Source organism: Fictibacillus gelatini DSM 15865, assembly GCF_000430745.1.
GTDB lineage: Bacteria > Bacillota > Bacilli > Bacillales > Fictibacillaceae > Fictibacillus_A > Fictibacillus_A gelatini.
Window position 1 is genome coordinate 234,096 of the sequence record NZ_AUMP01000003.1, and the last position, 26,369, is coordinate 260,464.

Here is a 26,369-nt window from a genome sequence, read left to right on the forward strand (position 1 = left end):
GCCTCCTATCATATTTTTAGGACAACATCATAAATATGTATTGTCCAAGATAGCATCCGGAATTTATTTGGATCGGGAGGGAAACAAATGGAAAAAATCGATATTTTTAAAGATATCGCTGAAAGAACCGGAGGCGACATTTATCTCGGTGTAGTCGGTGCAGTACGTACCGGGAAATCCACCTTTATTAAACGGTTTATGGAATTAGTAGTATTACCGAATATTCAAAATGAAGCAGACCGCCAGCGCGCTCAGGACGAATTGCCGCAAAGCGCAGCAGGAAAAACGATTATGACAACCGAACCAAAATTTGTCCCGAACAATGCCGTTAGAATTCATGTCGCCGAAGGGCTGGATGTCAATATAAGACTTGTCGACAGCGTCGGCTATGCGGTTCCAAGCGCAAAAGGATACGAAGATGAAAACGGTCCGAGAATGATTCACACTCCATGGTATGACGAGCCTATACCTTTCCATGAGGCAGCAGAAATCGGCACACGCAAAGTCATTCAAGAGCATTCCACTCTTGGCGTTGTTGTCACAACAGATGGAACGATTGGAGAAATCCCAAGGCACGATTATATTGAAGCTGAAGAGCGTGTGGTTGAAGAATTAAAAGAAGTCGGCAAGCCATTTATTTTAATCATCAATTCGGTACAGCCGCATCATCCCGACACGGAACAACTTCGCAGAGATTTAGCCGAAAAGTATGACATTCCGGTGCTCGCCATCAGTGTAGAAGGAATGACAGAGCATGATATAAACAATGTATTACGTGAAGTTCTCTATGAATTCCCGGTACTTGAAGTGAATGTCAACTTGCCGAGCTGGGTAATGGTTCTCCGGGAAGAGCATTGGTTAAGGGAAAGTTATGAAGAAGCAGTTCGTGAAACGGTAAAAGATATTAAGCGGCTTCGGGACGTAGACAGGGTCGTAGGCAGCTTTAGTGAATTTGAATTTATCGATGATGCAAGATTAGCAGGGATTGAAATGGGGCAAGGGATTGCTGAAATTGATTTGTTTGCCCCGGATGATCTGTATGATCAAATTTTAAAAGAAGTGGTTGGCGTTGAAATAAGAGGAAAAGACCATCTATTGCAGCTCATGCAGGAATTTGCCTATGCGAAAGCGGAATACGATCAGGTGGCCGACGCCTTGAGAATGGTAAAACAAACCGGTTACGGAATTGCGGCACCTGCTTTATCAGATATGAGTTTGGATGAACCGGAAATCATCCGCCAGGGCTCGAGGTTCGGGGTAAGGCTTAAAGCCATTGCACCTTCCATTCATATGATTAAAGTAGATGTAGAGTCCGAATTTGCTCCAATCATAGGAACGGAGAAACAAAGTGAAGAAATGCTGCGTTATTTAATGCAAGATTTTGAGGAAGACCCGCTTTCCATTTGGAACTCCGATATATTTGGCAGATCGCTTAACTCGATTGTTCGCGAAGGAATTCAAGGAAAAATTGCTTTAATGCCTGAAAACGCAAGGTATAAATTAAAAGAAACGCTGGAACGAATCATCAATGAAGGTTCTGGAGGTTTAATCGCCATTATTTTATAAAAGTGCGGAGTGGATCATTTCCACTTCGTTTTTTTGTATAAAAAACCGGAATTTCGTTAATAATCGACAAAAACGATTGAATTCTTGCGGTTTATCGGTTAATATAAGGCTTGTTACATGCAAAATAAAAATTGCATAGACCTCTTAAAGTAGTTCCGCAAATTCCGATATATATAAATGAATGAATATCGAATGGTACTTGAGAGGAGGTGAATGGAATGAACAAGACTGATCTCGTAAATGCAGTAGCTGAGCAAACTGAACTTTCCAAAAAAGATGCATCAAAAGCAGTTGATGCTGTATTTGAAGCAATTACTGAAACATTAAAGGAAGGTAATAAAGTTCAACTTATCGGTTTTGGTAACTTCGAAGTTCGTGAGCGTGCCGCTCGTAAGGGACGCAACCCACAAACTGGTGAAGAAATCGAAATTGCAGCAAGCAAGGTGCCTGCTTTCAAACCTGGAAAAGCCCTTAAGGATGCTGTAAAATAAGCTTATACATAGGGCATTAAAAACCGCAAATTTTGCGGTTTTTTTATATTTAAGGAATCGATAGTTTCCTAAGGGCTGGCAAGATTCTCGGCCAGCCTGAAAACACTATAGCGTTTTTCTAACTTTGCGATTTCCTGATACATATGCTAGAATCGACTTGACGTGGTCTGATTTGAATGGAGGAAAAAACCTTGACGGAATTTGATCGTGAAAAAATAGAACAGGCAGTGCGAATGATTTTAGAAGCAATCGGGGAGGATCCGACCCGTGAAGGGCTGCTTGATACACCGAAACGTGTTGCAAAAATGTATGAAGAAGTTTTTCAAGGATTGAATCAAGATCCGAAAGAATACTTCGCAACCATATTTGGAGAAGAACATGAAGAACTTGTTCTTGTAAAAGATATACCGTTTTATTCGATGTGCGAACACCATCTTGTGCCTTTTTTTGGGAAAGCTCATGTTGCCTATATTCCAAAGGGTGGTAAAGTGACAGGCTTAAGCAAATTGGCAAGAGCCGTTGAAGCGGTAACACGTCGGCCGCAGCTGCAGGAAAGAATAACGACAGATGTTGCGAACGCTATTCTCGAAACATTGTCACCTTATGGAGTAATGGTCGTTGTTGAAGCTGAGCATATGTGCATGACAATGCGAGGCGTGAAGAAACCAGGTTCAAAAACGATTACTTCAGCTGTACGGGGTGTTTTTGCGAGTGATGCGGCTGCAAGAGCAGAAGTGCTTGGCTTAATTCGGGCATAGTGAAATGGAGTGAAAAAGGGTGAAAGAGATGGACAATGACTTTTTTGTGATTAAAGCAAAAGAAAATGGTGTAAACGTCATTGGTTTAACAAGAGGAACAGAAACAAGATTTCATCATTCTGAAAAGCTGGATAAAGGTGAAGTGATGATCGCTCAATTTACCGATCATACCTCAGCTGTTAAAGTTAGAGGAAAAGCTGTCATCTATACTCGGCATGGTGTTGTCGATACAGAAGCTTAAAAGCAGGATTCCTGCTTTTATTTTATTGAAAAAAATTAGTTTATAAATGGTATAATACATATAGGTTTTTTGATAGTTAAATGTGGGGGAAAAGACATGAAATTCAACCATGAAGAAGTGAATAAATTAAACCAGCTCGTAATGGAGAAATTGGAACATTCGTATTTAAAGGAATATGTCAACGTTCCCCTTATCAATAGCGACAAGGCTATCCTTGCATACTGGCTGCTCAGGGAAAAAGGTTTTCAAGAAGAGCTTCTCGGAGAGTATTATTGTTCGATTATGCTTGTACAGCTTGCCCTTGATACGCACGAAGAAATTTTGAATATATCGGGCGAAAATAAAAAAATGCGGCAACTTCTCGTTCTTGCGGGAGATTATTATAGCAGTCTCTACTATGATTTACTTGCAGAGATTGAAGACATCGCGTTTATCCGTGCTCTTGCCGAAGGAATTCGGAAAATCAATGAATATAAAATGAAAGTCCATCATGCCGAGGAACTTCTTCCGGACGAATGGCTGGCTGCTAAAAAAGGGATTGAAATTTCCTTATTGATGGAAGTGGCAGAACATCTTGGGATGGGAAAATTCACCTCCTTTATCTCTCATTTTTTATTTATTTCCTGCGCTTCCGATTGGAAGGAACATGTACGGGCCGGTAAATTAATTCAACAAGAGATCGATTCATCTATTAAGCGCCTTCAATCGATAGAAGTACCAGTGATGCTACAATCTGTAGTGCAAAATCGAATGAATTCCTTACTTGGGAAAAAACATGCGCAGCTTGGAGAAGGGTAAAAAATGACACAACCGAAAGAAGAACGTGTACATTCCGTATTTGAAAAAATATCAAAACAATATGATTTTATGAATAATATTATTAGCTTTAACCAGCATACAAGATGGCGCAAAGATACGATGCGGCGCATGAATGTGAAGGAAGGGGATAAAGCGCTTGACGTTTGCTGCGGTACCGGTGATTGGAGCATCGCGCTAAGCCAGGCAGTAGGGGAGACGGGGAAGGTTGTCGGCCTTGACTTTAGCCGCAATATGCTTAAAGTTGGACAGGAAAAAATCGACAAACTGCAACTGAAAAATGTAGAGCTTCGTTACGGAAATGCCATGGAATTGCCGTTTGAAGACAATTCGTTTGATGTCGTTACGATCGGTTTTGGCCTGAGAAATGTGCCAGACTATTTCCAGGCAGTAAAAGAAATGCATCGGGTTGTAAAACCTGGAGGGAAAGTTGTTTGTCTTGAAACTTCGCAAATAACAACCCCTGTCATTAAACAATGTTTTAACTTTTATTTTTCGGTAGTGATGCCGTTCATCGGGAAATTGTTTGCAAGGAGCTATAACGAATATTCATGGCTGCAAGAATCCGCCGGGGAATTTCTTAACAGGGAAGAGTTGAAGGAATTATTTGAAAAAGCGGGCTTTGTATCCGTTGTGGTAAAGCCATATTCGTTCGGGGCGGCAGCCATGCATATGGGAATAAAACAAAAATAGAAAGAGAGATTTATGTGGTTAAGAAACTGAAGATCATCCTTGAGATGATTAAATTTGAACATACGTTATTTGCTTTGCCTTTTGCTTATATAGGAGCAATACTTGGCAGCGTTGTGGAAGAGGGGACGTTCCCGACTCTATCGGAATGGGTATGGATTACGCTTGCGATGGTCGGGGCAAGAAATATCGCAATGTCTTTAAACCGGGTCATTGATGAAAAGATTGATCAAAAGAATCCGCGGACTTCCATGCGCGCCATTCCGGCAAAGCTTATTAGTAAAACGGAAGTCTATATATTTATTGCGCTTTCATTTATTTTATTACTTGTAAGCTGTTATATGCTCAATTGGCTTTGTGTTCAATTATTGCCGATTGCAGCTCTTTTTCTTATTATTTATTCGTTTACAAAACGGTTTACATTTTTGTGTCATATCGTGCTCGGAATTACAGACGGAATTGCACCGCTCGGAGGATGGGTTGGAGCAACAGGTACTTTATCGTGGCCAGCTTTTATCCTTTTTATCGGAGTGACATTTTGGATTGCCGGATTTGATGTCATTTATGCGACGCAAGATGCAGAATTTGACAAAAAAAGAGGCTTATATTCAATCCCTTCCTATTTCGGAATCCCGCGGGCGCTAATGATTTCAAGATGTTTTCATGTCATTACGTTTATAGCCTACTTGTCATTAGGATGGATAACACCTGAGTTAGGCTGGATTTATTTTATTGGCGTTATTGTTTCGGGCGGGCTCATGATTTATGAACATTCCATCATTTCACCAAACAATTTATCAAAAGTCAATGTCGCATTCTTTAATATGAATGGAATTTTGAGTGTCGCTATGTTCATCTTTTCACTAGGAGATTTATTGCTATGGAAATTTTCACAGTAGGAATTACGGGTGCAAGCGGGGCGATTTATGGAGTCCGTCTCGTTCAGGAATTGCTAAAAGCCGGTTGCCGTATCCATTTAATTGTGACAGAAGCAGGATGGCAAGTATTTCGGGAGGAGCTCGGTTGGAATACCGAAGACCGCACAACGATTATTAATACTCATTTTCAATCGGAAAATGGCGAACTCCATTATCATACGCTGAGAGATTTTAATGCGCCCATCGCTTCAGGATCCTACCAGAATAAAGGGATGGTCATCATGCCGTGTTCAATGGGAACGTTATCGGGAATTGCAAATGGTGCTTCCGGTAATTTATTGGAACGCACGGCTGACGTTATGTTAAAAGAAGGACGTAAATTACTGCTTGTTCCGAGAGAAACCCCGCTTAACCGAATTCACCTTGAAAATATGTTGAAAGTGACGGATGCGGGCGGCAAGATCGTACCTGCCATGCCTGGTTTTTATCATTTACCGAAAACACTTGATGATATCGTTAATTTTCTTGTAGGAAAAGTAATGGATACCCTCGGTGTACACCATGATCTATTTACAAGGTGGGGAGACTAATGGGATTAAGGATCGGCGAAATAAGCTATACTAACATACTTCCGCTTTTTTTTTACCTGAATCGCGAGCGCCTGGCTGCGAATAATGTGTCATTTGTTCCACAAATTCCGACAGAGCTTAATCGGAAAATGGAACAGGGGTTAATCGATTTAGGAGGGATATCTTCCTTTTCATACGGAGAAAATAGTGACCGTTATTCACTCTTGCCGAACTTATCCGTGTCTTCTTTCGGAAGAGTACGTTCTATCTTTTTATTTTCAAAAAAACCGATTGACATGCTCGCCGGCGATACGATCGCTTTAACATCGAGTTCTGCAACTTCCGTAAATTTATTGAAGATTATATTGGCTGACTTTTATAAAATTGATGTAGACTACCATATGATGAAGCCGAACTATGGATGGATGATGGAAAACTATAATGCATGCTTACTTATTGGTGATGATGCAATTAAAGCAGCTTGGAATGAAAAGAAAAGTTCGGTTTACACGTACGATCTTGGAGCTGAATGGTATAAATTCACAGGCCTTCCGATGACGTTTGCGGTTATGGCGGTTCGAAATGAAGTGATCGAAAGGCAAAAAGCGCTGCTTCTTGAGCTGCTTTCTGAAATGCAAGAAAGCAAAGAACTGAACCGGCAAAATCAATATTCAGAAATGATCCCCCTTATTATTCAACAGCATGGAGGCGACTTTCATTATTGGTCCAGCTATTTTAAAGGATTAAATTATGATTTTAATGAAGAACATCGAAAGGGATTGCAATATTATTACGAGCTTGCTCAAAAAAGCAAGCTGCTGAACAAGAAGCCCCAAATTAAATTTATCGATTACTCCTTACAAGGTATTTAGGTGAAAAAATGATGAAACTAACGGACTTATATCGACATATTAAAAAAGATCTCCAATTGATTGAAAATGAACTTGAGTTAAGCGTAAGCGCCGAACATCCTATTTTAGAAGATGCAGGCCGGCAGCTGTTGAAAGCAGGCGGGAAACGGATTCGCCCTGTTTTTGTGCTATTATCCGCACATTTTGGCGATTATAATATTGAAATCGTCAAACGTGTTGCTGTTGCACTCGAGTTAATACATATGGCTTCTCTTGTCCATGATGATGTAATCGATGATGCTGATTTACGACGAGGAGAGAAAACGGTTAAATCAATGTACGATAATAAAGTGGCCATGTATACCGGTGATTTTATGTTTGCCAGGGCACTTGAACAAATTACACATATTCAAATTCCAAGGGCTCATCAAATTTTAGCCCATTGTTTTAAAGAAATGTGCATTGGTGAAATTCAACAAATTAAAGAACAGTACGATTTAAATCAACATTTCAGGCATTATTTGCGTAGAATTAAACGTAAAACAGCTTTGCTTATAGCCATGAGCTGCCAACTTGGTGCGATTTCAACAAATGCGCCTCTCAATTATCAGCGAGAATTGTTCAATTTCGGTTATTCAGTAGGTATGGCTTATCAAATCACCGACGATATTTTGGATTTTACAGGAACTGAAAAGCAACTTGGAAAACCGGCTGGAGGGGACTTAAAGCAAGGAAATATTACGCTGCCGGTTTTGCATACGATGAAAAACCGTCCAGAAATTGTCGATGAAATCAAACAATACTATAAAACGTTTGATGATCGTACGTTGCAGCGCCTCATTCAAGAAATTAAGGAAAACGGTTCGGTTGAATATGCTTCGAACATCGCAAATGTGTATCTTGACAGGGCTTTTCTTGCGGTGAATAAGCTTCCTGGCGGACAGGCAAAAACTAGTTTAATCAAAATTGCGAAATATATTGGAAAACGTAAATTTTAACACATTGCGCATTGATGCAATTTTTGATAGTATTTTTTGTGGATTACAATCTTTCATAAGATCCAACGAAAAGTACATAAAGAAGGAGAGACTAACAGATGGAAAAAACATTTTTAATGGTAAAACCAGACGGCGTGCAACGCAATTTAATTGGTGAAATCGTTTCCAGATTTGAGAAAAAAGGATTTCAACTTGTTGGCGCTAAATTAATGAGCATTTCCCGTGAATTGGCTGAACAGCATTACGGTGAACATAAGGAACGTCCGTTTTTCGGAGAGCTTGTTGATTTTATCACATCCGGTCCGGTTTTTGCGATGGTTTGGCAAGGAGAAGGAGTGATTGCTACGGCCCGCAATATGATGGGTAAAACCAATCCGGCAGAAGCGGCACCTGGAACGATTCGTGGAGATTTTGCGGTACGTGTAAGCAACAATGTGATTCATGGATCAGATTCTCCGGAAAGTGCGAAGAGAGAAATCGCTCTCTTTTTCAAAGAAGAAGAATTAGTTGACTATGAAAAAACGATTTCAGCCTGGGCTTAAACTGTCCATTTAACCGGAGTGGAGTTTTCACTCCGGTTTTTTTATGGGGGATGAATAATGGAAGTAGATCGAGATTATGCAACATTTATAGAGAAAATAAAAAAGAAAACGGGAATTGACTTATCCCTTTATAAAGAAGCGCAAATGAAACGGAGGCTGACTTCATTTAGGGATAAAAAAAATTACAAAAACTTTACGGCATTTTTCGATGCGCTTACGAAAGACGAATCACTGCTTGAAGAATTCTTTGATCGAGTAACGATAAATGTATCGGAATTTTACAGAAATCCAAAGCGTTGGGAAGTGCTGGAACAAAAGATCTTGCCCCAATTAGCAAAAGGGAGGTCAAGGCTGAAAATTTGGAGTGCGGCCTGTTCAACAGGAGAAGAACCGTATACGATTTCCATCATCCTTTCACGTTCTCTGAAACAGCAGTCTTTTTCCATACTTGCAACAGATCTTGATGACCAGGCTTTAAAACAGGCGGAGAAAGGCTTTTATTTCGAACGATCGCTGTCTGACGTCCCAAAAGAAATTTTACGATCCTATTTTATGAAAAATGAGATGGGCTATGTTATTCGAGACGATGTGAAAAAACCGATCCAGTTTAAAAAACATAATTTGTTGGCCGATTCGTTCGACGGTAATTATGACCTCATCATTTGTAGAAATGTGATGATTTATTTTACAGAGGAAGCGAAGAATGAGCTGTATCAAAAATTTAGTAGAGCGCTGCGTCCAGGAGGGTTTTTATTTGTCGGAAGCACCGAGCAAATCTTCAATCCTTCCACATATGGACTGGAAGCGGCAGAGCCCTTTTTTTATAAAAAAAATCAATTTTTGAATTGACAAACGATTCAATCTGTACTATCTTTCTTATAAGGATAGCCTGAGAGAGTTTAGAGATTAGTTTAGATGAGAATGAAGAGTGGAGCATAGACGAGGATTAGAGCTACATAGTATCCGTGCGTCTTTGGCGTACGGTTTTTTTAATTTCCTCATTACCTTCTCCATTCATTCTCCTTAGCGGAGGTGAATTGGCCCATGATAAAAAGACCCTCTTCCTTTCTGAATTCCGGTTAGACTCCCCTTTCTTTAGATGAAAAATACAAAAGAAAGGTGGATGTTTATGTTTAGAGAAATGTTGCAAAAAGGGGTAGCAGGTGAGACGTTTTCCAGGGAAGAAGCGTATTCCATGATGAGTTTAATACTGGACGGTCATGTTACAGAGGCGGAGTTGTCCAGCTTACTAACCGTTCTTCGTTTTCGCGGGGAAACGGTTGATGAACTAACGGGATTTGCGGAATGCGTACGAGAGAGGGCAACCAAAATCACGCATCGCCAAACCCGGGTCATTGATACGTGTGGAACAGGCGGAGATGGCTCATCAACCTTTAATATATCGACAGTCTCTGCCATCATTTTGTCTTCCTTAGGTATTAAAGTTGCAAAACACGGAAATTCTGCTGTGACGTCGAAAAGTGGAAGTGCAGATGTCCTCCGCGAACTTCGTATATCTGTTCCAGAAACTCCAGATGAAGCTTCCCGTCAACTTGAACAGCATTCATTGTGCTTTTTATTTGCGCCTATTTTTCACCCATCATTAAAATTTGCCGGTCCGACGAGAAAAAAACTTTCATTTCGCACGGCGTTTAATTTACTTGGCCCATTGTGCAACCCGGCTTTCCCAACCCATCAGCTAATCGGGGCATTTAACGAGAGGGCGGCAAAAACGATTTCTGAGGCCGCTTTAAATCTTGGATTAAATAAGGTTGTCGTTGTAAGCGGCCTTGATGGTCTGGATGAATGTTCTATTTCTGCTCCAACTCGCTTTTATGAAGTGAATGATGGAAGGGTGCGGACATATACCCTTACTCCAGAAGACGTCGGCTTGACAGTAGGTAAATTGGAAGACATAACGGTTTCGTCCATATCGGAAAGCGCGAAGGTCATTTTATCCGTGCTCGCCGGGAACGGGGCGGAGGTTGCAAACAATATCGTCGCGTATAATGCGGGGGTCGCTCTTTATGCGTCCGATTATGTTTCAACTATTCAAGAAGGTGTAAAAATGGTGAAGGAAATCCTTCGATCAGGAACTGCTTTTGGGCATTATGAATCGATAAGAGGTGAACAATATGCTGCAACAAATTCTTGAACAGAAAAAACGAGAAATTGACGAACTTCCACGTCAGTTCAAGCGCGTGCCAGGAAAAAAACGATCCCTTATTCAAGCTATTCAAAACGGGAATAGAAAACCCGCCTTAATCGCAGAAGTGAAAAAAGCGTCACCCTCTAAAGGTATCATAAAAGAAAACTTCGTGCCTGTTGATATTGCAGTCAGCTATGAAAAGGCGGGCGCGGATGCAATATCGGTGTTAACAGACGAACGCTTTTTTCAAGGGTCCAATCATTATTTGACAGAAATCAAAAAGGCAGTGGCTTTGCCGATATTGCGTAAAGATTTTATTATTGATGAACGTCAGGTGGAGGAATCAAGCAGCATCGGAGCCGACGCGATTCTGCTTATCGCCGCAGCTCTTTCGCCCAAAAAACTTCACGCTTTATATAAAATGGCACAGGAGCTTGGATTGGAATGTTTAGTTGAAATCCATTCCGCAAAAGAACTGTACGATTGTTTGCATGAATTTACGCCAAAATTGATTGGCATCAATAACCGGGATTTAACGACATTTCAAACATCGATTAAGACCACTGAAACGATTATACAACATGTCCCTGAAGGCTGTCTCTGCATTAGTGAAAGCGGCATTCATAAGCCCGAAGATATTCAATTTATCAGTGATTGTAGAGCACATGGCATTCTAGTCGGAGAGGCATTAATGAGGGCACGTTCACCACAAGAAGGGATAAAAGCGCTATATGGAGAAAATTAGAAGGCTTATTAAATATTGCGGGTGCAGGTCGCTTGCTGATTTACAGACAATCGCAAAGACAAAAGCTGATTTTATTGGTTTTGTCTTTGCTAAAAGCAAAAGAAAAGTGGAGGCCAGCGAAGTTTCCAAATGGCTGGAGAACGTTTCTCCGTTACAGCAAAAAACAGTCGGTGTCTTCGTAAACGAAGAACCCGAGAATATCAAGCATCTTTTATCGATCGTTAATTTAGATGTCATTCAATGCCATGGCGATGAGCCAGTTGAACAACTAGCATGGCTGAAAAAAGTAACCGGCAAAACGGTTTGGAAAGCGATCCACCATCAAGAGGATGCGCTAAGCAAAATGAAAGCACTAGAAGGAATGGCAGATGGGTTTATTATCGACACGAAAGCGGATGGCAAGTACGGTGGAACAGGAATGACATTTAACTGGGAAAGTATTCCTGTTTATATGAAAGAAGCTGAAAGGCAAAAAGTCCCATGCTTTATCGCCGGAGGAATCACGGAAAGAAATATAAGCCAGCTGCTCAAATATGAACCGCACGGAATCGATGTATCCAGCGGAATAGAGAAAAATGGTGAAAAAAATAAAGAGATCATACTTCAATTGGAAAGGCAGGTCGTTTTACATGATCAACGTATATCCTGACACCCGCGGCCGCTACGGAATGTTCGGCGGAAAATTTGTGCCGGAAACAGTGATGTTTGCATTAGAAGAACTAGAAAGAGGATTTCATGATGCGATGGAAGATCCTCTTTTTATCGAAAACGTCTCAAATGAATTGATTGACTATTCCGGCAGACCGACACCGATTACATTTGCGTCTCATTTAACCGAAAGGCTTGGCGGCGCAAAAATTTATTTGAAAAGGGAAGATTTAAACCATACAGGGGCGCACAAAATTAATAACGCCATCGGACAGGCGCTCCTCGCAAAAAGAATGGGGAAAAAGAAAATCATCGCCGAAACAGGCGCCGGCCAGCATGGTGTTGCGGCTGCTACGGCTGCGGCGCGTTATGGCCTTAAGTGCAAAGTATTCATGGGTGAGGAGGATATTAAACGCCAGGCATTAAATGTTTTCCGCATGAAGCTACTAGGAGCCGAAGTCATTCCGGTGACAAGCGGAACTGGAACGCTGAAAGATGCGACAAATGAAGCGATCAGGCAGTGGGTAGGATCTGTAGATGACACTTTTTATTTAATCGGGTCTGTAGTCGGCCCTCATCCATATCCGTACATTGTAAGGGAGTTTCAAAGTATCATTGGAAAAGAAGCAAAACAGCAATTTAAACAATTGAATCATGGAAAGTTGCCAGATGCGATCATTGCCTGTGTCGGAGGCGGAAGTAACGCAATTGGAATGTTCTCTCCTTTTATTGAAGAAGACAAGGTGAAGCTAATCGGTGTGGAAGCAGCGGGTAAAGGATTGGACACCGAAGAGCATGCAGCTACAATGGCGAAAGGAACGCTCGGGGTCATCCACGGTTCCATCACGTATCTTTTACAGACCGAAGATGGACAAATTCAAGAACCATACTCGATTTCAGCGGGGCTTGACTATCCAGGTGTCGGACCTGAACACGCTTATTTAAAACATTCGGGGAGAGCGGAATATGTTAGCATTACGGATGATGAAGCTCTAGAAGCGTTGTCCATTTTATGTACGGATGAAGGTATCATTTGTGCCATTGAAAGCGCACATGCTATAGCGCAGGCAATCAAAGAAGCAAAAGCAATGTCAGTTGATCAAAGCATCCTCGTTTGCCTGTCAGGCAGAGGGGATAAAGATGTCCATACATTGTTTGAAAGAGAGGAGTTTCATGATGGGAGCAAGTAGATTCGAACGGTTTGAAAAAGGCGAAAAGCCATTATTTGTTCCATTTATTACCGCAGGTGACCCTACGAGTGAAATAACAGTTGAACTTGCTTTAAGCCTTGAGAAGGTCGGGGCAGATGCGATTGAACTTGGCATTCCATACTCTGATCCATTAGCGGACGGCCCTGTCATTCAAAGGGCATCCTCTCGGGCACTTCAAGCTGGAATGACGCTGGAGAAGGCGATGAAACTCGTCTCTTCTATGAGAGAAAAAGGGTTAAAGATTCCGGTTATTATCTTTACTTATTACAATCTTTTGTTACAATTAGGAGAGGAACGCTTTTTTGCTTTAGCAAGTGAAAATGATATTGATGGACTGCTCGTTCCAGATCTTCCTTTTGAAGAAAGCGGCGAATTACGCCAACAGTGCCAAAACAAAGGGATTTCATTTATTTCTCTCGTTGCACCGACAACTTCTAAAGAGCGGCTAAAGCAAATCGGCCATTCTGCTAAAGGCTTTTTATATTGTATTTCCTCTCTCGGGGTAACCGGTGTCAGGCGCGAGCTTTCAAGTGATTTGGACGTATTTCTCAAAAAAGCAAAGGAGTATAGCAACGTCCCGGTTCTCATTGGCTTTGGCCTGTCGAACAAAGAACAAATGCAGTCCTTTAACGATCTATGCGATGGATTCATCATAGGCAGTCGGATTGTATCAAAAATAGAAGAATTAGGTCGTGAACTTATCCAATTAGAAAAAAGGAAGGAGGCGCTGGAGAGTTTCGAAGAGTTTGTCTCTTCGCTAGTCCCTTCCTTTGTCTACAGGTAAAGGAGTTTTCAATAATGCAAGCAAAGAAACAATTACGAACATTAAAACCTTATCAACCTGGCAAACCGATCGAGGAAGTGAAACGGGAATATGGCCTGACATCAATTGTGAAATTGGCATCAAATGAAAATCCATACGGATGCTCACCGTTTGTTAAGGAAGCAATGATGTCAGAAATGAACCGTCTTCCCCTTTATCCGGACGGATATGCCCTAGAGGTTCGCGAAAAACTTTCATCATTTTTAAACGTGAGAAAAGAGCAGCTTATTTTTGGGAACGGTTCAGATGAAGTCATCCAGCTTCTTTGCCGAACTTATTTAACGAAGGATACAAACACGGTAATGGCGACGCCGACCTTCTCGCAATATCGCCATAATGCAACGATTGAAGGTGCCGAAATCAGGGAAGTCCCTCTCATGAACGGATATCACGATCTTGTAGGAATGGCCGGGGCTATCGATGACCGGACAAGGATCATCTGGCTTTGTAATCCGAATAACCCATCTGGCACTTATATTCGTGAGCAAGATTTTGAAAAGTTGATGGCCAGTGTGCCGTCAAATGTAATCGTTGTTTGTGATGAAGCTTATCATGAGTATGTCCAGGCCGAAGACTACCCTCAAACGATTTCTTACTTAAATGAATATCCTAACCTTGTCATCTTGCGCACATTTTCAAAAGCATACGGCCTGGCAGCTCTAAGGATTGGTTATGGGATTGCAAACGAATCGATCATTTCAGCGATGGAACCGGCAAGAGAACCGTTTAACACTTCGAGAATCGCACAGAAGGCAGCAATGGCGGCGATCGGCGATCAGGTGTTTATCGAAGAGTGCTTCCGGAAAAATCGCAAAGGATTGCAGCAATATTATGATTTTTGTTCGAAAAATGGATTAACATATTACCCTTCAGAAACGAACTTTATTTTGATCGACATGGGCGTCTCTGGTGATGCCGTGTTTCAATATTTACTGGAAAGAGGTTATATCATCCGCTCGGGAACCCCGCTTGGTTTCCCAACCTGTGTCCGGATAACGGTTGGAACCAAGGAACAAAATGATGGAATCATTCACCTTCTGGAACGGTTTTTGAGTGAACGATAGTAAAAATAAGGAGAGAGTCATATTCTAAATTTTCGAAAAATATTGTTGATTTTTTCGAAAATCTTGTTATAATATAACTAATATGGTTTCTCTCCACTCCTATCCATATTGTAAATTTCCCTGACAACGCTTTCAAAGTCAGGGCTTTTTCTTTTTCTCCTCGAATTTTATGAATATTGCGCCCGCATTATTCATAGCTTGTCTGTAAGAAGAAGTAGAAAGGCGGGGAGAACTTACAAAATACATGATCAATGCTCGGTTTTGGAATAGACCCTATGGCTCATGTATAATGAAATTGACTATAGTAAAGGGAGTTTAATCATGTTGAATAAACTAAATGAAGCAGTTCAATTAGTCGAAATGGGCCACGTTGAAGAGGGGCTTACGCTTATTCGTGAAATGAGAAAGAACTCGGACCATGAAACACTTTACGAAATTGCAGAGCAATATATGAATTGGGGACTTCTGCAAGATGCTGAAAATGTGATTCAAGAATTAGCCGCTTATTACCCGGACGATGGGGACTTGCAAATTTTAATGGCGGAACTATATATCGAAATGGACAGAGAAGAAGAGGCGCTTTCGGTGCTGGCGCAAATTTCCCCGGATGATCCATCTTATTTGCCTGCACTTTTGCTTCAAGCAGATTTATACCAGAGCCAGGGGTTGTATGAAGTAGCGGAAAGAAAGCTGCAGGAAGCGAAAAAGCGCGCACCAGAGGAACCGGTTTTATCGTATGCCCTTGGAGAGTTTTATCTCGATCGCGGTGATTTTATTAAAAGTGCTGCATTTTTTCAAGAAGCGGAAAAGTATCCATCAGATATTCCGAAAGAAGATCTTTATTTACGGCTTGCAGAGTCATTGAGCCGTTCAGGGCAATTTGAAGCCTCTCTTGATTATTATAAGAAAGGTTTAAAGAAGAAAAAAGAATTGCATAGCTTGTTCGGGTATGGACTTACCGCTTACAAAGTTGGCGAGTTTAAGCAAGCGATCCACGCTTTTAACGAGTTGAAAAATCTCGATCCGGACTATACTACATTATACCCCATTCTTTCAAGTGCGTATGAAGAAGAAGGTGGGCTTGTTGAGGCGATGGAAGTTTTAAAAGAAGGAATGAAGAAAGATGAATATAACGAAGAAATGTTTCTTCAAGCGGCTAAACTCGCCTACAAATTGAATAACAATGAAGAAGGGGAAGCGTATTTACGTCAAATTATGGCATTAAATCCTTCCAATTTGGAAGCCGCATTTCATTTTGCTTCCATCTTAAAGAAAGAAGAGCGCTTTGATGAATTAGTCGAATTGATGAACGAGATGTTGAAGCTCGGGGAAGAAGCCCCCGAAATTCATTGGTATCTGGCTACAGGCTATAGAGAACTTGAACAATATAACGAAGCGATGAAAGCGTATGATACGGCATTTCTTCATTATGTGAACGACGAAGAGTTCCTTGAAGAGTATGGCTTTTTCTTACTTGAAGAAGGGCTGACTGACAAAGCAAAAACCGTTCTGAAAAAAGCGCTAACGATTAATCCCGAAGCGTATCATTTAGAAGAGATCATCGAGAGAATGAGCGAATTTTAGAAAACAATCGTCATGTTTAGAAGGATTTATGAAGGCGGGCAAGAATATACTATAGTAAATATAGTTATTGGAATGAATGATGGGGGGGATTGCAATGAGTAGCACTGTTTCAGTTCTTGAGAAAAAAGATTTTATTAAATGGTTTTTAAATCATTATCAATTGAAAAAAAGAGAGTGCGTCTGGTTGTTAAATTACCTTGTCAGTGACGATCAGTTAATGGAAAAAGTACATTTTGTCGAAAAAGCCGAATATTGCCCGAAAGCCATTATTATGTCTGCGCAGTGTACGGACGGGGTTCCGTTTCGCTTTTATAAACAAAATGTACTTACAACAGATGCTGAGAAATCATTCCATGATATCCGTCTAAACCAGGACGAAGATATTTATATTGAATTAAATTTTAATTCTTCCAGGCTGACTCCGGAATATGCTTCAGTTTTAGAAGAGAATCCGCACTTGCCGCCGAACATGGTCACAGATAAGAAATATGGTTTATGGGCGGAGCTCATTCTCGATCAATCGATCAATGAGTTTAAGCGGCAAACGATTTTAATGCAAATCGACAAAGCCTTAGATGAAAAAGATGAAGCATCGTTTCAAAAATTGTCTGAGGAATTAAACAATCTGCAAAATTAAAGCCCTCTTTCAAGAGGGTTTTAATTTTGGTTACTTTTTTGAAAAAGTAAAACCGCATGGTACTATAGTAAAGAATGAATACTATTAGGGGGAGAATGAGAGGATGAAATGGGAGTCTCGTGACTTTGAAGTTTATGATCAATCAAAAGAATATGTTGATACTGCGCTCGTGCCACTTTTACCCGTCAGTTTTAATGATAAGATGAAAAACGCTGTCGGAATGGGAGAATATGTAGACCTTTTAAGCAAAGAAATTGAGCGGCAGCTTCACGGCAGGGTGCTTTTGCTGCCACCGTTTACATATTTAAAAAGTAAAGAATCGGAAGTAAGCGTCGAGTTGTTAGGGGAATGGTCAACGGCTCTTGAGGATGAAGCAGCTTTTAAGCACATCTTTTTTTTAACGAGTGATGTAGATTGGAAAAAAATTGAGCATACTATGAAACAAACATTGCTATGGTTGCCTGCCATTCCATTGGAGTCGATGGATGAGTCATATAAAGAAGAAATGATAAGAGAACAGGTTAAACAATTGATGACGGTCATTTTTAACGAGTGGCAAAAACGTTCAGTTTAAAGGAGTTGGACAGGCATTTGTATGATGGTTCTATTGACATTAAAAGACATCATACGCTATCATGGGAATGTCCTAGTAATAAGTGTGTAAATTTTCTGTCCGGATGGACCAAATTTGCGGCACAAGGGGGGGAAATGAATGTCAAAGGAAGATATCTCCAGACGTCAGTTTCTGAATTATACGTTAACTGGTGTCGGAGGCTTTATGGCTGCCGGGATGTTGATGCCAATGGTGCGCTTTGCGATTGATCCGATCCTGGAAAAAGGCTCGGATCAAGATATGGTTGCGGTTACAGACGTAAGCAAAATTACATCTGAACCGAAGACGGTGAATTGGAAGATTAAACAAAAAGACGGTTGGTACGAGTCTGAAGTTACACAATCCGCATTTGTGTATAAAGACTCGTCCGGAAAAATTGTTGCGATGTCACCAATTTGTAAGCATCTCGGTTGTACGGTAGGCTGGAACAATAATCCGGCATATCCGAACGAGTTTTACTGCCCGTGTCACGGGGGACGTTATTACAAAAATGGTAAAAACGTACCAGGAACACCGCCGCTTTCAGGGCTTGATCTCTATGAAAGCAAAGTGAAAAATGGAAAACTATACTTAGGAAAGGCAGTACCACGAGGGGGGGCGTAATACATGTTGCAAAAAATATACGATTGGGTAGACGAGCGCCTTGACATTACGCCGCTCTGGCGGGACGTAGCAGATCACGAAGTGCCTGAGCACGTCAACCCTGCTCACCATTTTTCTGCGTTCGTATACTGTTTTGGAGGATTAACCTTTTTTATTACTGTCATTCAAATTTTATCCGGAATGTTTTTAACCATGTACTATGTACCGGATATCGTAAATGCCTGGGAATCTGTTAACTATTTGCAAAACAGTGTTGTAAATGGACAAATTGTACGCGGGATGCACCATTGGGGTGCGAGTTTAGTAATCGTAATGATGTTTTTACATACATTGCGCGTATTTTTCCAGGGAGCATACAAGAAGCCCCGTGAATTAAACTGGGTTGTAGGTGTACTTATTTTCTTTGTCATGCTTGGCCTTGGCTTTACGGGATATCTCCTGCCATGGGATATGAAGGCATTGTTTGCGACGAAAGTAGGGATTCAGATTGCTGAAATGGTTCCGATTCTTGGACCGCTCATTAAAACATTCCTTGCCGGCGGTGAAATCATCGGGGCGCAAACGCTTACACGATTCTTTGCCATTCATGTATTCTTCTTGCCTGCAGCATTACTAGGGCTAATGGGCGTACACTTTTTAATGATCCGAAAACAAGGTATTTCCGGCCCGCTGTAAAATAAAGTGCCAATGAAGAAGAGATGAAACGCTATATTTTCAACGAAAAGGAGGGAGAAGTATGCATCGAGGTAAAGGAATGAAATTCGTTGGCGACTCACGTGTACCGGCAATCAAAAAGATGAAAAACATTCCGAAAGATTATTCGGAATATCCGGGAAAAACGGAGGCGTTTTGGCCTAACTTCCTTTTGAAAGAATGGATGGTAGGTGCCGTCTTTTTAATTGGATATTTAATTTTGACCATTGCACACGAATCACCGCTTGAGAAAAAAGCGGATCCTACGGATAGCGGGTATATCCCCCTTCCTGACTGGTACTTCTTATTCTTGTATCAATTGTTAAAATATAAGTATGCATCAGGAGACTATGCATTAATTGGTACGATTGTTATACCTGCACTTGCTTTCGGTGCCCTGCTCTTGGCGCCATGGCTCGATCGAGGACCTGAGCGTCGTCCGTCGAGGCGTCCGATTGCGACTGGATTAATGTTGCTCGCTTTAGCTTCCATTACATATTTAACCTGGGAATCTGTTGTCACACACGATTGGAATAAAGCGAAGGAACAGGGGAAAATCGTGAAAGAAGCGAAATTTGACAAAAATGATCCGGGCTATCAAGTATACACGAAACAAACTTGTGTGCAATGTCACGGAAAAGATCTTACTGGTGGTGCCGGACCTTCATTGATTGGTACTGGATTAAAGCCGGAAGAAATCGCGAAAATTGCCAAGCACGGAAAGCCGCCAAAAATGCCGCCTAATCAATATAAAGGAAGCGACGCCGATTTGAAAAAAATGGCGGAATTTATTTCAAAATTAAAATAATCAAGATAAAGCTGGCTTTTATAAAGTCAGCTTTTTTTACACAGAAGGAGAAGCTAAAAAGATGTATTGGGTATTTGCGCTGCTCAAAGAGAAATGGGTTATCTGGTGTTTGCTTGTTATTAATATTCTTGGCACGATTTATGGATACTACTGGTACAAAAGCCAGCTTGCTGAAACACCGGCTCCATTTCTTTTATTTGTACCGGACAGTCCTACTGCAAGCCTTTTTTTCTGTTTTGTATTAATCGCCTTTTTATTCGGACGGAATGTTCCATTATTTGAAGCGTTAGCTGCCGTCAGCCTTTTTAAATACGGCATTTGGGCGGTCGGAATGAATATAGCCGGGAGCATCGTCGGGCCACCGCTGAATTGGATGAATTATATGTTAATCTTTTCACATTTAGGAATGGCTGCCGAAGGTTTACTTTATGCGCCTTTTTATAAAATCCAGCCAATTCATCTTGTAATTGCAAGTATATGGGTACTCCATAATGAAATGATTGATTATGTCTTTAAAATGATGCCGCATTATTACATGCTTGAGAAATATATGCCGATCATCGGTTACATTACGTTTTGGCTCAGCATCTTATCAGTTGCAATTGTTTACTTGTTCACGCGCAAAAAACATATACATAAAAAAGCCGAATGACCGTACGGCTAAAATAGGTCTAATCTTGTCCCTTCTTTCATATGATTTCATATATCGTAGGGGAGGGACAAGTCAATGAAAAAAATGCTATGTGCGGCCATACTTAGTTTTGCCATCTTTCCGTTTAATGTTCATGCGCAGACGGCCACAAAAGACTGGTCCGTTTTTAATGAACTTTCAGATAAAGTGTTAGAGCTCGGAAAAGAAGAGCGTTTTGACGAAGCAAGCGAAGTGCTTCAATATTTATCTAATCAATTCGAAAAGGGAAGCAGACAAACGGAACTCACACCTGAAAAAGCGCAAATTATTGATAGCACAATGGAGCTGGCACGAGAGACGCTTGCGAGGCCAAATGAAACGAGTGAAGAAAAGTTAAATAAATTAACCGGCTTTCGGCTTGTGATCGATGCGGTCAATTCAGACCATCAGCCACTCTGGAAACAAACAGAATATCAATTGATGAATCCATTAATGGATATGAAAAAAGCCATTCAAGATAAAAATATGCAGCGCTTTCAATTTGCAGCCAATCAGTTTTTATCACATTATGAAGTAATTCGTCCGGCTTTAATGATCGATTTAAGTGACGTTGAACTTCAAAAATTAGATCAAGACATTGACTTTATTGATAAAAACAGAGATCACTTTGTAGGCTCTAAAGAGACGAAAGAGGAATTAGAGGTGATTCAGGCTGATTTTGAAGCATTATATCATGCGGATCGCGACACATCCGAACCATCATTATTCTGGCTAATTTTTTCCATCGGAGGAGTCATCTTTGTCACATTAACATATGTCGGATGGAGAAAATATAAAGCAGAAAAAGAAAATGTAAGGGTGACTAATAAACATAAAGATGTTTAATTTGACAGCTTGTCGCTTGAAACTTAAGATAAGTTGTAAAGAACGTTTTGGAGGATTGACGGTAACATGTTTCTCATTTATTTCATACTGATCATGATAATTCCTATTTGGGCACAGATGAAAGTTCAAAAAACATATGCGAAATATTCAGAAGTTCCGAATTCATATGGTTTAACGGGTGCTGAAGTTGCCCGCGAAATATTGGACCGGAATGGACTTACACATGTTTCGATCGAACCGGTACACGGTCGCTTATCCGACCATTATGACCCAAGAGACAAAGTCGTGCGCCTGTCAGAAGAGAACTATTACGGTCAATCAATTGCAGGTGCCGCTGTTGCTGCACACGAAGTTGGCCACGCGATCCAGGATAGCAAAGGGTATGCTCCGCTCCGTTTCCGGCATGCGTTAGTCCCTGTAGCGAATATTGGATCAAATTTATCTTTTTTATTAATTATTGGCGGCGCCCTTCTTCATCTTGCTCAATTATATCTGCTTGGCATTCTTTTCATGGGTGCAGCTGTTTTGTTCCAGCTTGTCACATTACCGGTCGAATTTAATGCATCCAGCCGTGCGATGGACCAAATTGTCGAACTCGGGCTTATCCGCAACAATGAAGAGCGCGAAGCAAGGAAAGTGTTAAATGCCGCTGCGCTGACGTATGTTGCTGCAGCTTTAATCGCTGTCCTGGAACTCGTTCGATTTATCTTAATGTTTGTTGGAATGAATAGTGATGAAGATTAAAAAAACGAAGCGCACTCCGCTTCGTTTTTTTATCGTCCAATTGGATTCTTGTTTTCATCAAGGGTAAATCCTTCGCCGAGAACTTCATGGACGTCATTGACGGTGACAAAGGCGTGTGGATCAACCCGTTCAATTACCTGTTTTAAACGGACGATCTCGTTGCGGGCAATGACGCAATAAAGGACTTCCCGATAATTGCCTGTGAAGCTTCCTTTTCCAGTAAGAAGAGTTGCCCCTCTTTCCAATTCCTTCATAATTAATGCCGCAATTTCCGCATTTTTATCCGAGATAATCATCACTGCTTTACCAGAATAGGCGCCTTCCTGCATAAAGTCGATCACTCTTGCTCCGATAAATACAGCAACTAGTGTATACATCGCTTCTTTATAATTTAAATAAATAAGTGAAGACGTAATGACAACCGCATCGAACATGAACATTGTTTTTCCTATGCTCCATCCGAAATATTTATGTACAAGCCGGGCGATAATGTCGACCCCTCCGGTTGTCCCGCCAAACCGAAAAATGATGCCTAAGCCGATCCCGATAAAGACACCGGCAAAAAGAGCGGCAAGTGTCATATCACTTTTTAAATTGATATTCAATGTAGAATAGCGTTGGAATAAATATAAAAAAACCGAAACGCCTACTGTTCCGATAATCGTATACATAAACGTTGTTCTGCCAAGTAGTTTCCACCCGATGAAAAATAACGGTATATTCAAGATAAGGTTCGTGTACGACGGATCGATATTGAACAGAAAATATAAAATGAGCGTAATTCCGGTAAATCCGCCTTCTGCAAGGTTATTGGCCATATTAAAATGTACGAGTCCAAATGAAAAAACGGCGGTTCCAAATAAAATAAGCAAAATATTTTTAATACGGATTGGATAATTCATGTAATTCCCCCTAATTGATACTCGGATTCCATTATAGTCGAAAAAAATAGCCTATTCAATTTTTCATTTAATTTGTCAAACTTGTCATCATTCGCTAACATGAACTAAGAGAGGATAAGAGGTAAAACTTCATATGGAAAAAGGAGAGATTGAAGAATGAGTAAGACGATAAATATTGTAATAGCAGGACCAAGAGGGAAAATGGGCAAGGAAGCCGTTCAAATGGTGCAAGGAACCGGCCATTTTAATCTTGTTGCCGTCGTTGATTCACGAAATGATGGTTTGATGTTGAAAGATTTAGAGGGGATGCCGCCATTAAATATACCGGTATACGATGACCTGAGAAAATGCTTAAGTGATATTCGTGCAGATGTATTGGTTGATCTTACAAAGCCTGAAGTCGGGAAAAAACATCTGGAAATCGCGCTTGAGATGAATGTCCGTCCTGTCATCGGAACAACAGGGTTTACAGATGAAGATCTTAATCGGATTGAAAACCTTGCAGCCGAAAAAGAATTGGGGGCGATTATTGCGCCGAACTTTGCAATAGGAGCCATTTTAATGATGAAATTTGCCCAGATGGCTTCCCGTTATCTTCCTGATGTTGAAATTATTGAACAGCACCATGACCAGAAGCTCGACGCTCCATCAGGCACAGCGATCAAGACGGCACAATTAATCGAGCAAGTAAGGAAATCGAAAAAGCAAGGACATCCTGATGAAAAAGAGGAGTTAAAGGGTGCGCGCGGCGCGGAAATGGACGGCATTCGGATACATAGCGTACGGCTTCCGGGGTTAGTAGCCCATCAAGAAGTGATATTTGGCGGAGTCGGTCAGACATTGAAAATTCGTCATGACTCAATCGCAAGGTCTTCTTTTATGCCAGGCATAAAACTTGCAGTTGAGACGGTAATGCAGTTAGATCATCTTGTATATGGTCTAGAAAATATCATTGAATAAAATTCGGCTGCTTTTTAAGAGGGGGAATGGTTGTGAAAATCGCGCTTATCGCACATGATAAGAAAAAACAGGAAATGATTCATTTTACGCTTGCCTATACGCATATTTTAAAAAAACACACACTCTTTGCCACCGGAACGACTGGCACAAAAATTATGGAGGCGACAGGCTTATCGGTCCATCGGTTCCAGTCAGGACCGCTTGGCGGAGATCAGCAAATCGGTGCCCTAATTGCAGAAAATGAAATGGATTTAGTCATCTTTTTTCGAGATCCGTTAACGGCCCAACCTCACGAGCCTGATGTTAATGCCTTAATGAGGCTTTGTGACGTCTATCAAATTCCCCTTGCAACAAATGTGGCGAGCGGAGAGCTATTTATCCGCGCAATGGAGCGGGGAGAATTTAACTGGAGAACGATTATTCATGAGAGGGAAAATAAAGAATGAAAAACAAAACGTGGCTAGCATTTGGCGCCCATAGCGATGATGTCGAAATTGGAATGGGGGCGAGCATTTACAAACATACGAAAAACGGCGGACGTGTAATTATCTGTGATCTAACAGAAGCTGAGCTCTCTTCTAACGGCACAGTTGAACTTCGCAAAACGGAAGCAAATGAAGCGGCCCGTCTCTTAGGTGTAGCTGAGCGGTTGAATTTACAGCTTCCTGATCGTGGATTGTACATAAATGATGATTATATATTAAAAATCGTTTCCGTTATTCGTAAAGTGAAGCCAGATGTTATTTTCGCGCCTTTCTGGGAGGATCGGCATCCTGACCATGGCAATTGTGCAAGGCTTGTAGACGAAGCGGTCTTCTCTAGCGGCGTGAAAAAGGTGACCGATCCGGAGAATCTTGAACCCCACCGCACCGGAAGCGTCTATTATTATTTTATCAATGGGTTCCATAAACCGGATTGTTTAGTGGATGTTTCAGAGGATTATGAGCACAAGATTGCTGCTTTAAATGCGTACAAAAGCCAGTTTATAAAAACCGCCGATAGCTTCAATACTCCTCTAGTAAATGGTTATATTGAATCGGTGAAGGCAAGGGAGCTTTTGTTTGGCAAAGAGGCAGGCATTTGTTTTGCTGAAGGTTTTATGTGCAAAAGACCAATTGTTTTAAAGGAGTTACTATGAAATTAAAAATTGGTATAACCTGTTATCCATCAGTAGGAGGATCCGGTGTCGTCGCGACGGAATTAGGGAAGATGTTGGCGGAAAGAGGTCATGAGGTTCATTTTATCACGTCAGGCCTGCCGTTTCGACTCGGGCGGCTTTACGAAAATATTTTTTATCATGAGGTGAAGGTGAATCAATATTCCGTTTTTCAATATCCTCCATATGATTTGACGCTGGCAAGCAGAATGGCGGAAGTCGCCAAAAGAGAGAAGCTCGATTTGATTCACGTCCACTATGCCATCCCACACGCCGTATGTGCTTACTTAGCGAAACAAATGGTCGGCGATTCATTAAAAATCGTGACGACTCTTCATGGAACGGATATAACGGTTTTAGGCTATGATCCATCATTAAGCGGAATGATCCGATTCGGTATTGAAAACTCGGATGTCGTCACATCTGTATCCAATAGTTTAAAAGAAGAGACGAGAAGTTTATTATCAACCGATAAAGACATTCTTCCGGTTTACAACTTTATTGACGAACGGGTTTACTATAGGCGAAAACAATCGTCGCTAAGGGAAGTTTATGGCATATCCCCGGATGAAAAGGTGATCGTACATATTTCGAATTTCCGAGCCGTCAAACGGGTGCCCGATGTGATTCGTTCTTTCAAAATCATTAACAGCACGCTTCCTTCGAAATTATTACTGATCGGAAATGGTCCTGAGCTTTCCGTTTGTTGCGGGTTAGTTCGAGAGCTTGGACTTGAAGGGGATGTCCTGTTCTTAGGAAAACAGGATAATATTGCTGAGTTGTATTCGATCAGCGATTTAAAATTGCTGTTATCGGAAAAAGAAAGTTTTGGCCTTGTCGCACTTGAGGCAATGTCATGTGGTGTTCCTGTCATTGGGACAAAAATTGGTGGCATCCCTGAAGTGATTGTCGATAAGGAAACGGGATATTTAGTCGAAGTAGGAAATATTGAAGAGACAGCAAATCAAGCCATACAATTATTGCAAGATCCGGAGAAACACAGGAGTTTTTCGGAAAATGCTATTCGCCATGTGCGCAAAACATTTCATTCTGAAAAAATCGTCAGCGAGTATGAATCGATCTATTATGAAGTTTTAAAAGGATAGTGGTGCT

32 protein-coding genes are annotated in these 26,369 nt (G+C 41.1%); 31 read left to right on the plus strand and 1 reads right to left on the minus strand.

Going from position 1 to position 26,369, the window contains the following annotated elements; all coding sequences use genetic code 11:
- Nucleotides 1-87 precede the first annotated feature (87 nt).
- The 27 genes from spoIVA (at nucleotide 88) to H538_RS0106810 (ending at nucleotide 22,238) form a co-directional block, all read left to right on the plus strand.
- Nucleotides 88-1,566, plus strand: a complete 1,479-nt coding sequence (gene spoIVA, locus H538_RS0106680) for a stage IV sporulation protein A (RefSeq protein WP_026676943.1) — start codon at nucleotides 88-90, stop codon at nucleotides 1,564-1,566.
- A gap of 218 nt (nucleotides 1,567-1,784) precedes the next feature.
- Nucleotides 1,785-2,057, plus strand: coding sequence for an HU family DNA-binding protein (locus H538_RS0106685; protein ID WP_035350245.1), 273 nt, complete (start codon nucleotides 1,785-1,787; stop codon nucleotides 2,055-2,057).
- A gap of 176 nt (nucleotides 2,058-2,233) precedes the next feature.
- On the plus strand, nucleotides 2,234-2,815 hold the full coding sequence (folE, locus tag H538_RS0106690; RefSeq protein WP_407636379.1) for a GTP cyclohydrolase I FolE: 582 nt from the start codon (nucleotides 2,234-2,236) through the stop codon (nucleotides 2,813-2,815).
- Nucleotides 2,816-2,843: 28 nt separating this feature from the next.
- Nucleotides 2,844-3,056, plus strand: a complete 213-nt coding sequence (gene mtrB, locus H538_RS0106695) for a trp RNA-binding attenuation protein MtrB (protein WP_035350342.1) — start codon at nucleotides 2,844-2,846, stop codon at nucleotides 3,054-3,056.
- Between the two features lie 96 nt (nucleotides 3,057-3,152).
- The gene (locus tag H538_RS23280; protein ID WP_051291346.1) at nucleotides 3,153-3,854 is read left to right on the plus strand and encodes a heptaprenyl diphosphate synthase component 1; all 702 of its coding nucleotides are present in this window, start codon (nucleotides 3,153-3,155) and stop codon (nucleotides 3,852-3,854) included.
- Nucleotides 3,855-3,857: 3 nt separating this feature from the next.
- A complete protein-coding gene (locus H538_RS0106705) occupies nucleotides 3,858-4,565 on the plus strand; it encodes a demethylmenaquinone methyltransferase (RefSeq protein ID WP_026676947.1) in 708 nt (235 codons plus the stop codon).
- A gap of 14 nt (nucleotides 4,566-4,579) precedes the next feature.
- The gene (locus tag H538_RS0106710) at nucleotides 4,580-5,461 is read left to right on the plus strand and encodes a UbiA-like polyprenyltransferase (RefSeq protein WP_026676948.1); all 882 of its coding nucleotides are present in this window, start codon (nucleotides 4,580-4,582) and stop codon (nucleotides 5,459-5,461) included.
- The gene (locus H538_RS0106715; RefSeq protein ID WP_026676949.1) at nucleotides 5,443-6,030 is read left to right on the plus strand and encodes a UbiX family flavin prenyltransferase; all 588 of its coding nucleotides are present in this window, start codon (nucleotides 5,443-5,445) and stop codon (nucleotides 6,028-6,030) included. The genes H538_RS0106710 and H538_RS0106715 overlap by 19 nt, the downstream gene beginning before the upstream one ends.
- The gene (locus H538_RS0106720) at nucleotides 6,030-6,881 is read left to right on the plus strand and encodes a menaquinone biosynthetic enzyme MqnA/MqnD family protein (RefSeq protein ID WP_026676950.1); all 852 of its coding nucleotides are present in this window, start codon (nucleotides 6,030-6,032) and stop codon (nucleotides 6,879-6,881) included. Before H538_RS0106715 ends, H538_RS0106720 begins: the two co-directional genes overlap by 1 nt.
- A gap of 11 nt (nucleotides 6,882-6,892) precedes the next feature.
- Complete coding sequence (hepT, locus tag H538_RS0106725) at nucleotides 6,893-7,858, plus strand: heptaprenyl diphosphate synthase component II (RefSeq protein WP_026676951.1); 966 nt, start codon at nucleotides 6,893-6,895, stop codon at nucleotides 7,856-7,858.
- A 98-nt stretch (nucleotides 7,859-7,956) separates the two neighbouring features.
- Entirely contained in the window at nucleotides 7,957-8,400 is a 444-nt protein-coding gene (gene ndk / locus H538_RS0106730; protein WP_026676952.1) for a nucleoside-diphosphate kinase, read from the plus strand.
- Between the two features lie 57 nt (nucleotides 8,401-8,457).
- Entirely contained in the window at nucleotides 8,458-9,249 is a 792-nt protein-coding gene (locus H538_RS0106735; protein WP_026676953.1) for a CheR family methyltransferase, read from the plus strand.
- Between the two features lie 280 nt (nucleotides 9,250-9,529).
- Nucleotides 9,530-10,555: an anthranilate phosphoribosyltransferase gene (trpD, locus tag H538_RS0106740; RefSeq protein ID WP_026676954.1), complete on the plus strand. Its 1,026-nt coding sequence runs from the start codon at nucleotides 9,530-9,532 to the stop codon at nucleotides 10,553-10,555.
- Entirely contained in the window at nucleotides 10,536-11,294 is a 759-nt protein-coding gene (gene trpC, locus H538_RS0106745; protein ID WP_026676955.1) for an indole-3-glycerol phosphate synthase TrpC, read from the plus strand. Before trpD ends, trpC begins: the two co-directional genes overlap by 20 nt.
- Entirely contained in the window at nucleotides 11,281-11,943 is a 663-nt protein-coding gene (locus H538_RS0106750) for a phosphoribosylanthranilate isomerase (RefSeq protein WP_035350248.1), read from the plus strand. Before trpC ends, H538_RS0106750 begins: the two co-directional genes overlap by 14 nt.
- Nucleotides 11,924-13,132, plus strand: coding sequence for a tryptophan synthase subunit beta (gene trpB, locus H538_RS0106755; RefSeq protein WP_026676957.1), 1,209 nt, complete (start codon nucleotides 11,924-11,926; stop codon nucleotides 13,130-13,132). Before H538_RS0106750 ends, trpB begins: the two co-directional genes overlap by 20 nt.
- Entirely contained in the window at nucleotides 13,119-13,937 is an 819-nt protein-coding gene (gene trpA, locus H538_RS0106760) for a tryptophan synthase subunit alpha (RefSeq protein WP_026676958.1), read from the plus strand. The genes trpB and trpA overlap by 14 nt, the downstream gene beginning before the upstream one ends.
- Nucleotides 13,938-13,951: 14 nt before the next feature.
- Nucleotides 13,952-15,040: a histidinol-phosphate transaminase gene (gene hisC, locus H538_RS0106765; protein WP_026676959.1), complete on the plus strand. Its 1,089-nt coding sequence runs from the start codon at nucleotides 13,952-13,954 to the stop codon at nucleotides 15,038-15,040.
- A gap of 321 nt (nucleotides 15,041-15,361) precedes the next feature.
- Nucleotides 15,362-16,624, plus strand: coding sequence for a tetratricopeptide repeat protein (locus H538_RS0106770; RefSeq protein ID WP_026676960.1), 1,263 nt, complete (start codon nucleotides 15,362-15,364; stop codon nucleotides 16,622-16,624).
- Between the two features lie 94 nt (nucleotides 16,625-16,718).
- On the plus strand, nucleotides 16,719-17,261 hold the full coding sequence (locus H538_RS0106775) for a ReoY family proteolytic degradation factor (protein WP_026676961.1): 543 nt from the start codon (nucleotides 16,719-16,721) through the stop codon (nucleotides 17,259-17,261).
- A 103-nt stretch (nucleotides 17,262-17,364) separates the two neighbouring features.
- Entirely contained in the window at nucleotides 17,365-17,835 is a 471-nt protein-coding gene (locus tag H538_RS0106780) for a YpiF family protein (protein ID WP_026676962.1), read from the plus strand.
- Between the two features lie 138 nt (nucleotides 17,836-17,973).
- Nucleotides 17,974-18,477 carry a QcrA and Rieske domain-containing protein gene (locus H538_RS0106785; protein WP_026676963.1) on the plus strand — a complete coding sequence of 168 codons (504 nt, stop codon included), beginning with the start codon at nucleotides 17,974-17,976 and terminating at the stop codon, nucleotides 18,475-18,477.
- A 3-nt stretch (nucleotides 18,478-18,480) separates the two neighbouring features.
- A complete protein-coding gene (gene qcrB, locus H538_RS0106790; RefSeq protein WP_026676964.1) occupies nucleotides 18,481-19,152 on the plus strand; it encodes a menaquinol-cytochrome c reductase cytochrome b subunit in 672 nt (223 codons plus the stop codon).
- A 61-nt stretch (nucleotides 19,153-19,213) separates the two neighbouring features.
- A complete protein-coding gene (locus tag H538_RS0106795; RefSeq protein ID WP_026676965.1) occupies nucleotides 19,214-19,978 on the plus strand; it encodes a menaquinol-cytochrome c reductase cytochrome b/c subunit in 765 nt (254 codons plus the stop codon).
- A 61-nt stretch (nucleotides 19,979-20,039) separates the two neighbouring features.
- Nucleotides 20,040-20,630, plus strand: coding sequence for a lipoprotein heptaprenylglyceryl N-acetyltransferase LhaT (gene lhaT, locus H538_RS0106800; protein WP_026676966.1), 591 nt, complete (start codon nucleotides 20,040-20,042; stop codon nucleotides 20,628-20,630).
- A gap of 75 nt (nucleotides 20,631-20,705) precedes the next feature.
- Nucleotides 20,706-21,494: a sporulation protein YpjB gene (gene ypjB / locus H538_RS0106805; RefSeq protein ID WP_026676967.1), complete on the plus strand. Its 789-nt coding sequence runs from the start codon at nucleotides 20,706-20,708 to the stop codon at nucleotides 21,492-21,494.
- Between the two features lie 66 nt (nucleotides 21,495-21,560).
- Entirely contained in the window at nucleotides 21,561-22,238 is a 678-nt protein-coding gene (locus H538_RS0106810; RefSeq protein WP_026676968.1) for a zinc metallopeptidase, read from the plus strand.
- Between the two features lie 29 nt (nucleotides 22,239-22,267).
- On the opposite strand, the gene H538_RS0106815 is transcribed toward H538_RS0106810, so the two are convergent.
- Nucleotides 22,268-23,140 carry a YitT family protein gene (locus tag H538_RS0106815; protein ID WP_026676969.1) on the minus strand — a complete coding sequence of 291 codons (873 nt, stop codon included), beginning with the start codon at nucleotides 23,138-23,140 and terminating at the stop codon, nucleotides 22,268-22,270.
- A gap of 156 nt (nucleotides 23,141-23,296) precedes the next feature.
- Between H538_RS0106815 and dapB the strand changes: the two genes are divergently transcribed.
- From dapB to bshA, 4 genes are read left to right on the plus strand one after another with little or no spacing between them, the layout of a single operon-like run.
- On the plus strand, nucleotides 23,297-24,100 hold the full coding sequence (dapB, locus tag H538_RS0106820) for a 4-hydroxy-tetrahydrodipicolinate reductase (RefSeq protein WP_026676970.1): 804 nt from the start codon (nucleotides 23,297-23,299) through the stop codon (nucleotides 24,098-24,100).
- A gap of 32 nt (nucleotides 24,101-24,132) precedes the next feature.
- The gene (gene mgsA / locus H538_RS0106825; RefSeq protein ID WP_026676971.1) at nucleotides 24,133-24,546 is read left to right on the plus strand and encodes a methylglyoxal synthase; all 414 of its coding nucleotides are present in this window, start codon (nucleotides 24,133-24,135) and stop codon (nucleotides 24,544-24,546) included.
- Nucleotides 24,543-25,238, plus strand: a complete 696-nt coding sequence (bshB1, locus tag H538_RS0106830) for a bacillithiol biosynthesis deacetylase BshB1 (RefSeq protein ID WP_026676972.1) — start codon at nucleotides 24,543-24,545, stop codon at nucleotides 25,236-25,238. Before mgsA ends, bshB1 begins: the two co-directional genes overlap by 4 nt.
- Entirely contained in the window at nucleotides 25,235-26,362 is a 1,128-nt protein-coding gene (bshA, locus tag H538_RS0106835) for an N-acetyl-alpha-D-glucosaminyl L-malate synthase BshA (RefSeq protein WP_026676973.1), read from the plus strand. The genes bshB1 and bshA overlap by 4 nt, the downstream gene beginning before the upstream one ends.
- Nucleotides 26,363-26,369 lie beyond the last annotated feature (7 nt).

Excerpts from the sequence above, each read along its gene's own strand:
- spoIVA (WP_026676943.1), top strand. The coding sequence starts at position 88 with ATGGAAAAAATCGATATTTTTAAAGATATCGCTGAAAGAACCGGAGGC.
- H538_RS0106685 (WP_035350245.1), top strand. The coding sequence starts at position 1,785 with ATGAACAAGACTGATCTCGTAAATGCAGTAGCTGAGCAAACTGAACTT.
- folE (WP_407636379.1), top strand. The coding sequence starts at position 2,234 with ATGGAGGAAAAAACCTTGACGGAATTTGATCGTGAAAAAATAGAACAG.
- mtrB (WP_035350342.1), top strand. The coding sequence starts at position 2,844 with ATGGACAATGACTTTTTTGTGATTAAAGCAAAAGAAAATGGTGTAAAC.
- H538_RS23280 (WP_051291346.1), top strand. The coding sequence starts at position 3,153 with ATGAAATTCAACCATGAAGAAGTGAATAAATTAAACCAGCTCGTAATG.
- H538_RS0106705 (WP_026676947.1), top strand. The coding sequence starts at position 3,858 with ATGACACAACCGAAAGAAGAACGTGTACATTCCGTATTTGAAAAAATA.
- H538_RS0106715 (WP_026676949.1), top strand. The coding sequence starts at position 5,443 with ATGGAAATTTTCACAGTAGGAATTACGGGTGCAAGCGGGGCGATTTAT.
- H538_RS0106720 (WP_026676950.1), top strand. The coding sequence starts at position 6,030 with ATGGGATTAAGGATCGGCGAAATAAGCTATACTAACATACTTCCGCTT.
- hepT (WP_026676951.1), top strand. The coding sequence starts at position 6,893 with ATGAAACTAACGGACTTATATCGACATATTAAAAAAGATCTCCAATTG.
- ndk (WP_026676952.1), top strand. The coding sequence starts at position 7,957 with ATGGAAAAAACATTTTTAATGGTAAAACCAGACGGCGTGCAACGCAAT.
- H538_RS0106735 (WP_026676953.1), top strand. The coding sequence starts at position 8,458 with ATGGAAGTAGATCGAGATTATGCAACATTTATAGAGAAAATAAAAAAG.
- trpD (WP_026676954.1), top strand. The coding sequence starts at position 9,530 with ATGTTTAGAGAAATGTTGCAAAAAGGGGTAGCAGGTGAGACGTTTTCC.
- trpC (WP_026676955.1), top strand. The coding sequence starts at position 10,536 with ATGCTGCAACAAATTCTTGAACAGAAAAAACGAGAAATTGACGAACTT.
- H538_RS0106750 (WP_035350248.1), top strand. The coding sequence starts at position 11,281 with ATGGAGAAAATTAGAAGGCTTATTAAATATTGCGGGTGCAGGTCGCTT.
- trpB (WP_026676957.1), top strand. The coding sequence starts at position 11,924 with ATGATCAACGTATATCCTGACACCCGCGGCCGCTACGGAATGTTCGGC.
- trpA (WP_026676958.1), top strand. The coding sequence starts at position 13,119 with ATGGGAGCAAGTAGATTCGAACGGTTTGAAAAAGGCGAAAAGCCATTA.
- hisC (WP_026676959.1), top strand. The coding sequence starts at position 13,952 with ATGCAAGCAAAGAAACAATTACGAACATTAAAACCTTATCAACCTGGC.
- H538_RS0106770 (WP_026676960.1), top strand. The coding sequence starts at position 15,362 with ATGTTGAATAAACTAAATGAAGCAGTTCAATTAGTCGAAATGGGCCAC.
- H538_RS0106775 (WP_026676961.1), top strand. The coding sequence starts at position 16,719 with ATGAGTAGCACTGTTTCAGTTCTTGAGAAAAAAGATTTTATTAAATGG.
- H538_RS0106780 (WP_026676962.1), top strand. The coding sequence starts at position 17,365 with ATGAAATGGGAGTCTCGTGACTTTGAAGTTTATGATCAATCAAAAGAA.
- H538_RS0106785 (WP_026676963.1), top strand. The coding sequence starts at position 17,974 with ATGTCAAAGGAAGATATCTCCAGACGTCAGTTTCTGAATTATACGTTA.
- qcrB (WP_026676964.1), top strand. The coding sequence starts at position 18,481 with ATGTTGCAAAAAATATACGATTGGGTAGACGAGCGCCTTGACATTACG.
- H538_RS0106795 (WP_026676965.1), top strand. The coding sequence starts at position 19,214 with ATGCATCGAGGTAAAGGAATGAAATTCGTTGGCGACTCACGTGTACCG.
- lhaT (WP_026676966.1), top strand. The coding sequence starts at position 20,040 with ATGTATTGGGTATTTGCGCTGCTCAAAGAGAAATGGGTTATCTGGTGT.
- ypjB (WP_026676967.1), top strand. The coding sequence starts at position 20,706 with ATGAAAAAAATGCTATGTGCGGCCATACTTAGTTTTGCCATCTTTCCG.
- H538_RS0106810 (WP_026676968.1), top strand. The coding sequence starts at position 21,561 with ATGTTTCTCATTTATTTCATACTGATCATGATAATTCCTATTTGGGCA.
- H538_RS0106815 (WP_026676969.1), bottom strand. The coding sequence starts at position 23,140 with ATGAATTATCCAATCCGTATTAAAAATATTTTGCTTATTTTATTTGGA.
- dapB (WP_026676970.1), top strand. The coding sequence starts at position 23,297 with ATGAGTAAGACGATAAATATTGTAATAGCAGGACCAAGAGGGAAAATG.
- bshB1 (WP_026676972.1), top strand. The coding sequence starts at position 24,543 with ATGAAAAACAAAACGTGGCTAGCATTTGGCGCCCATAGCGATGATGTC.
- bshA (WP_026676973.1), top strand. The coding sequence starts at position 25,235 with ATGAAATTAAAAATTGGTATAACCTGTTATCCATCAGTAGGAGGATCC.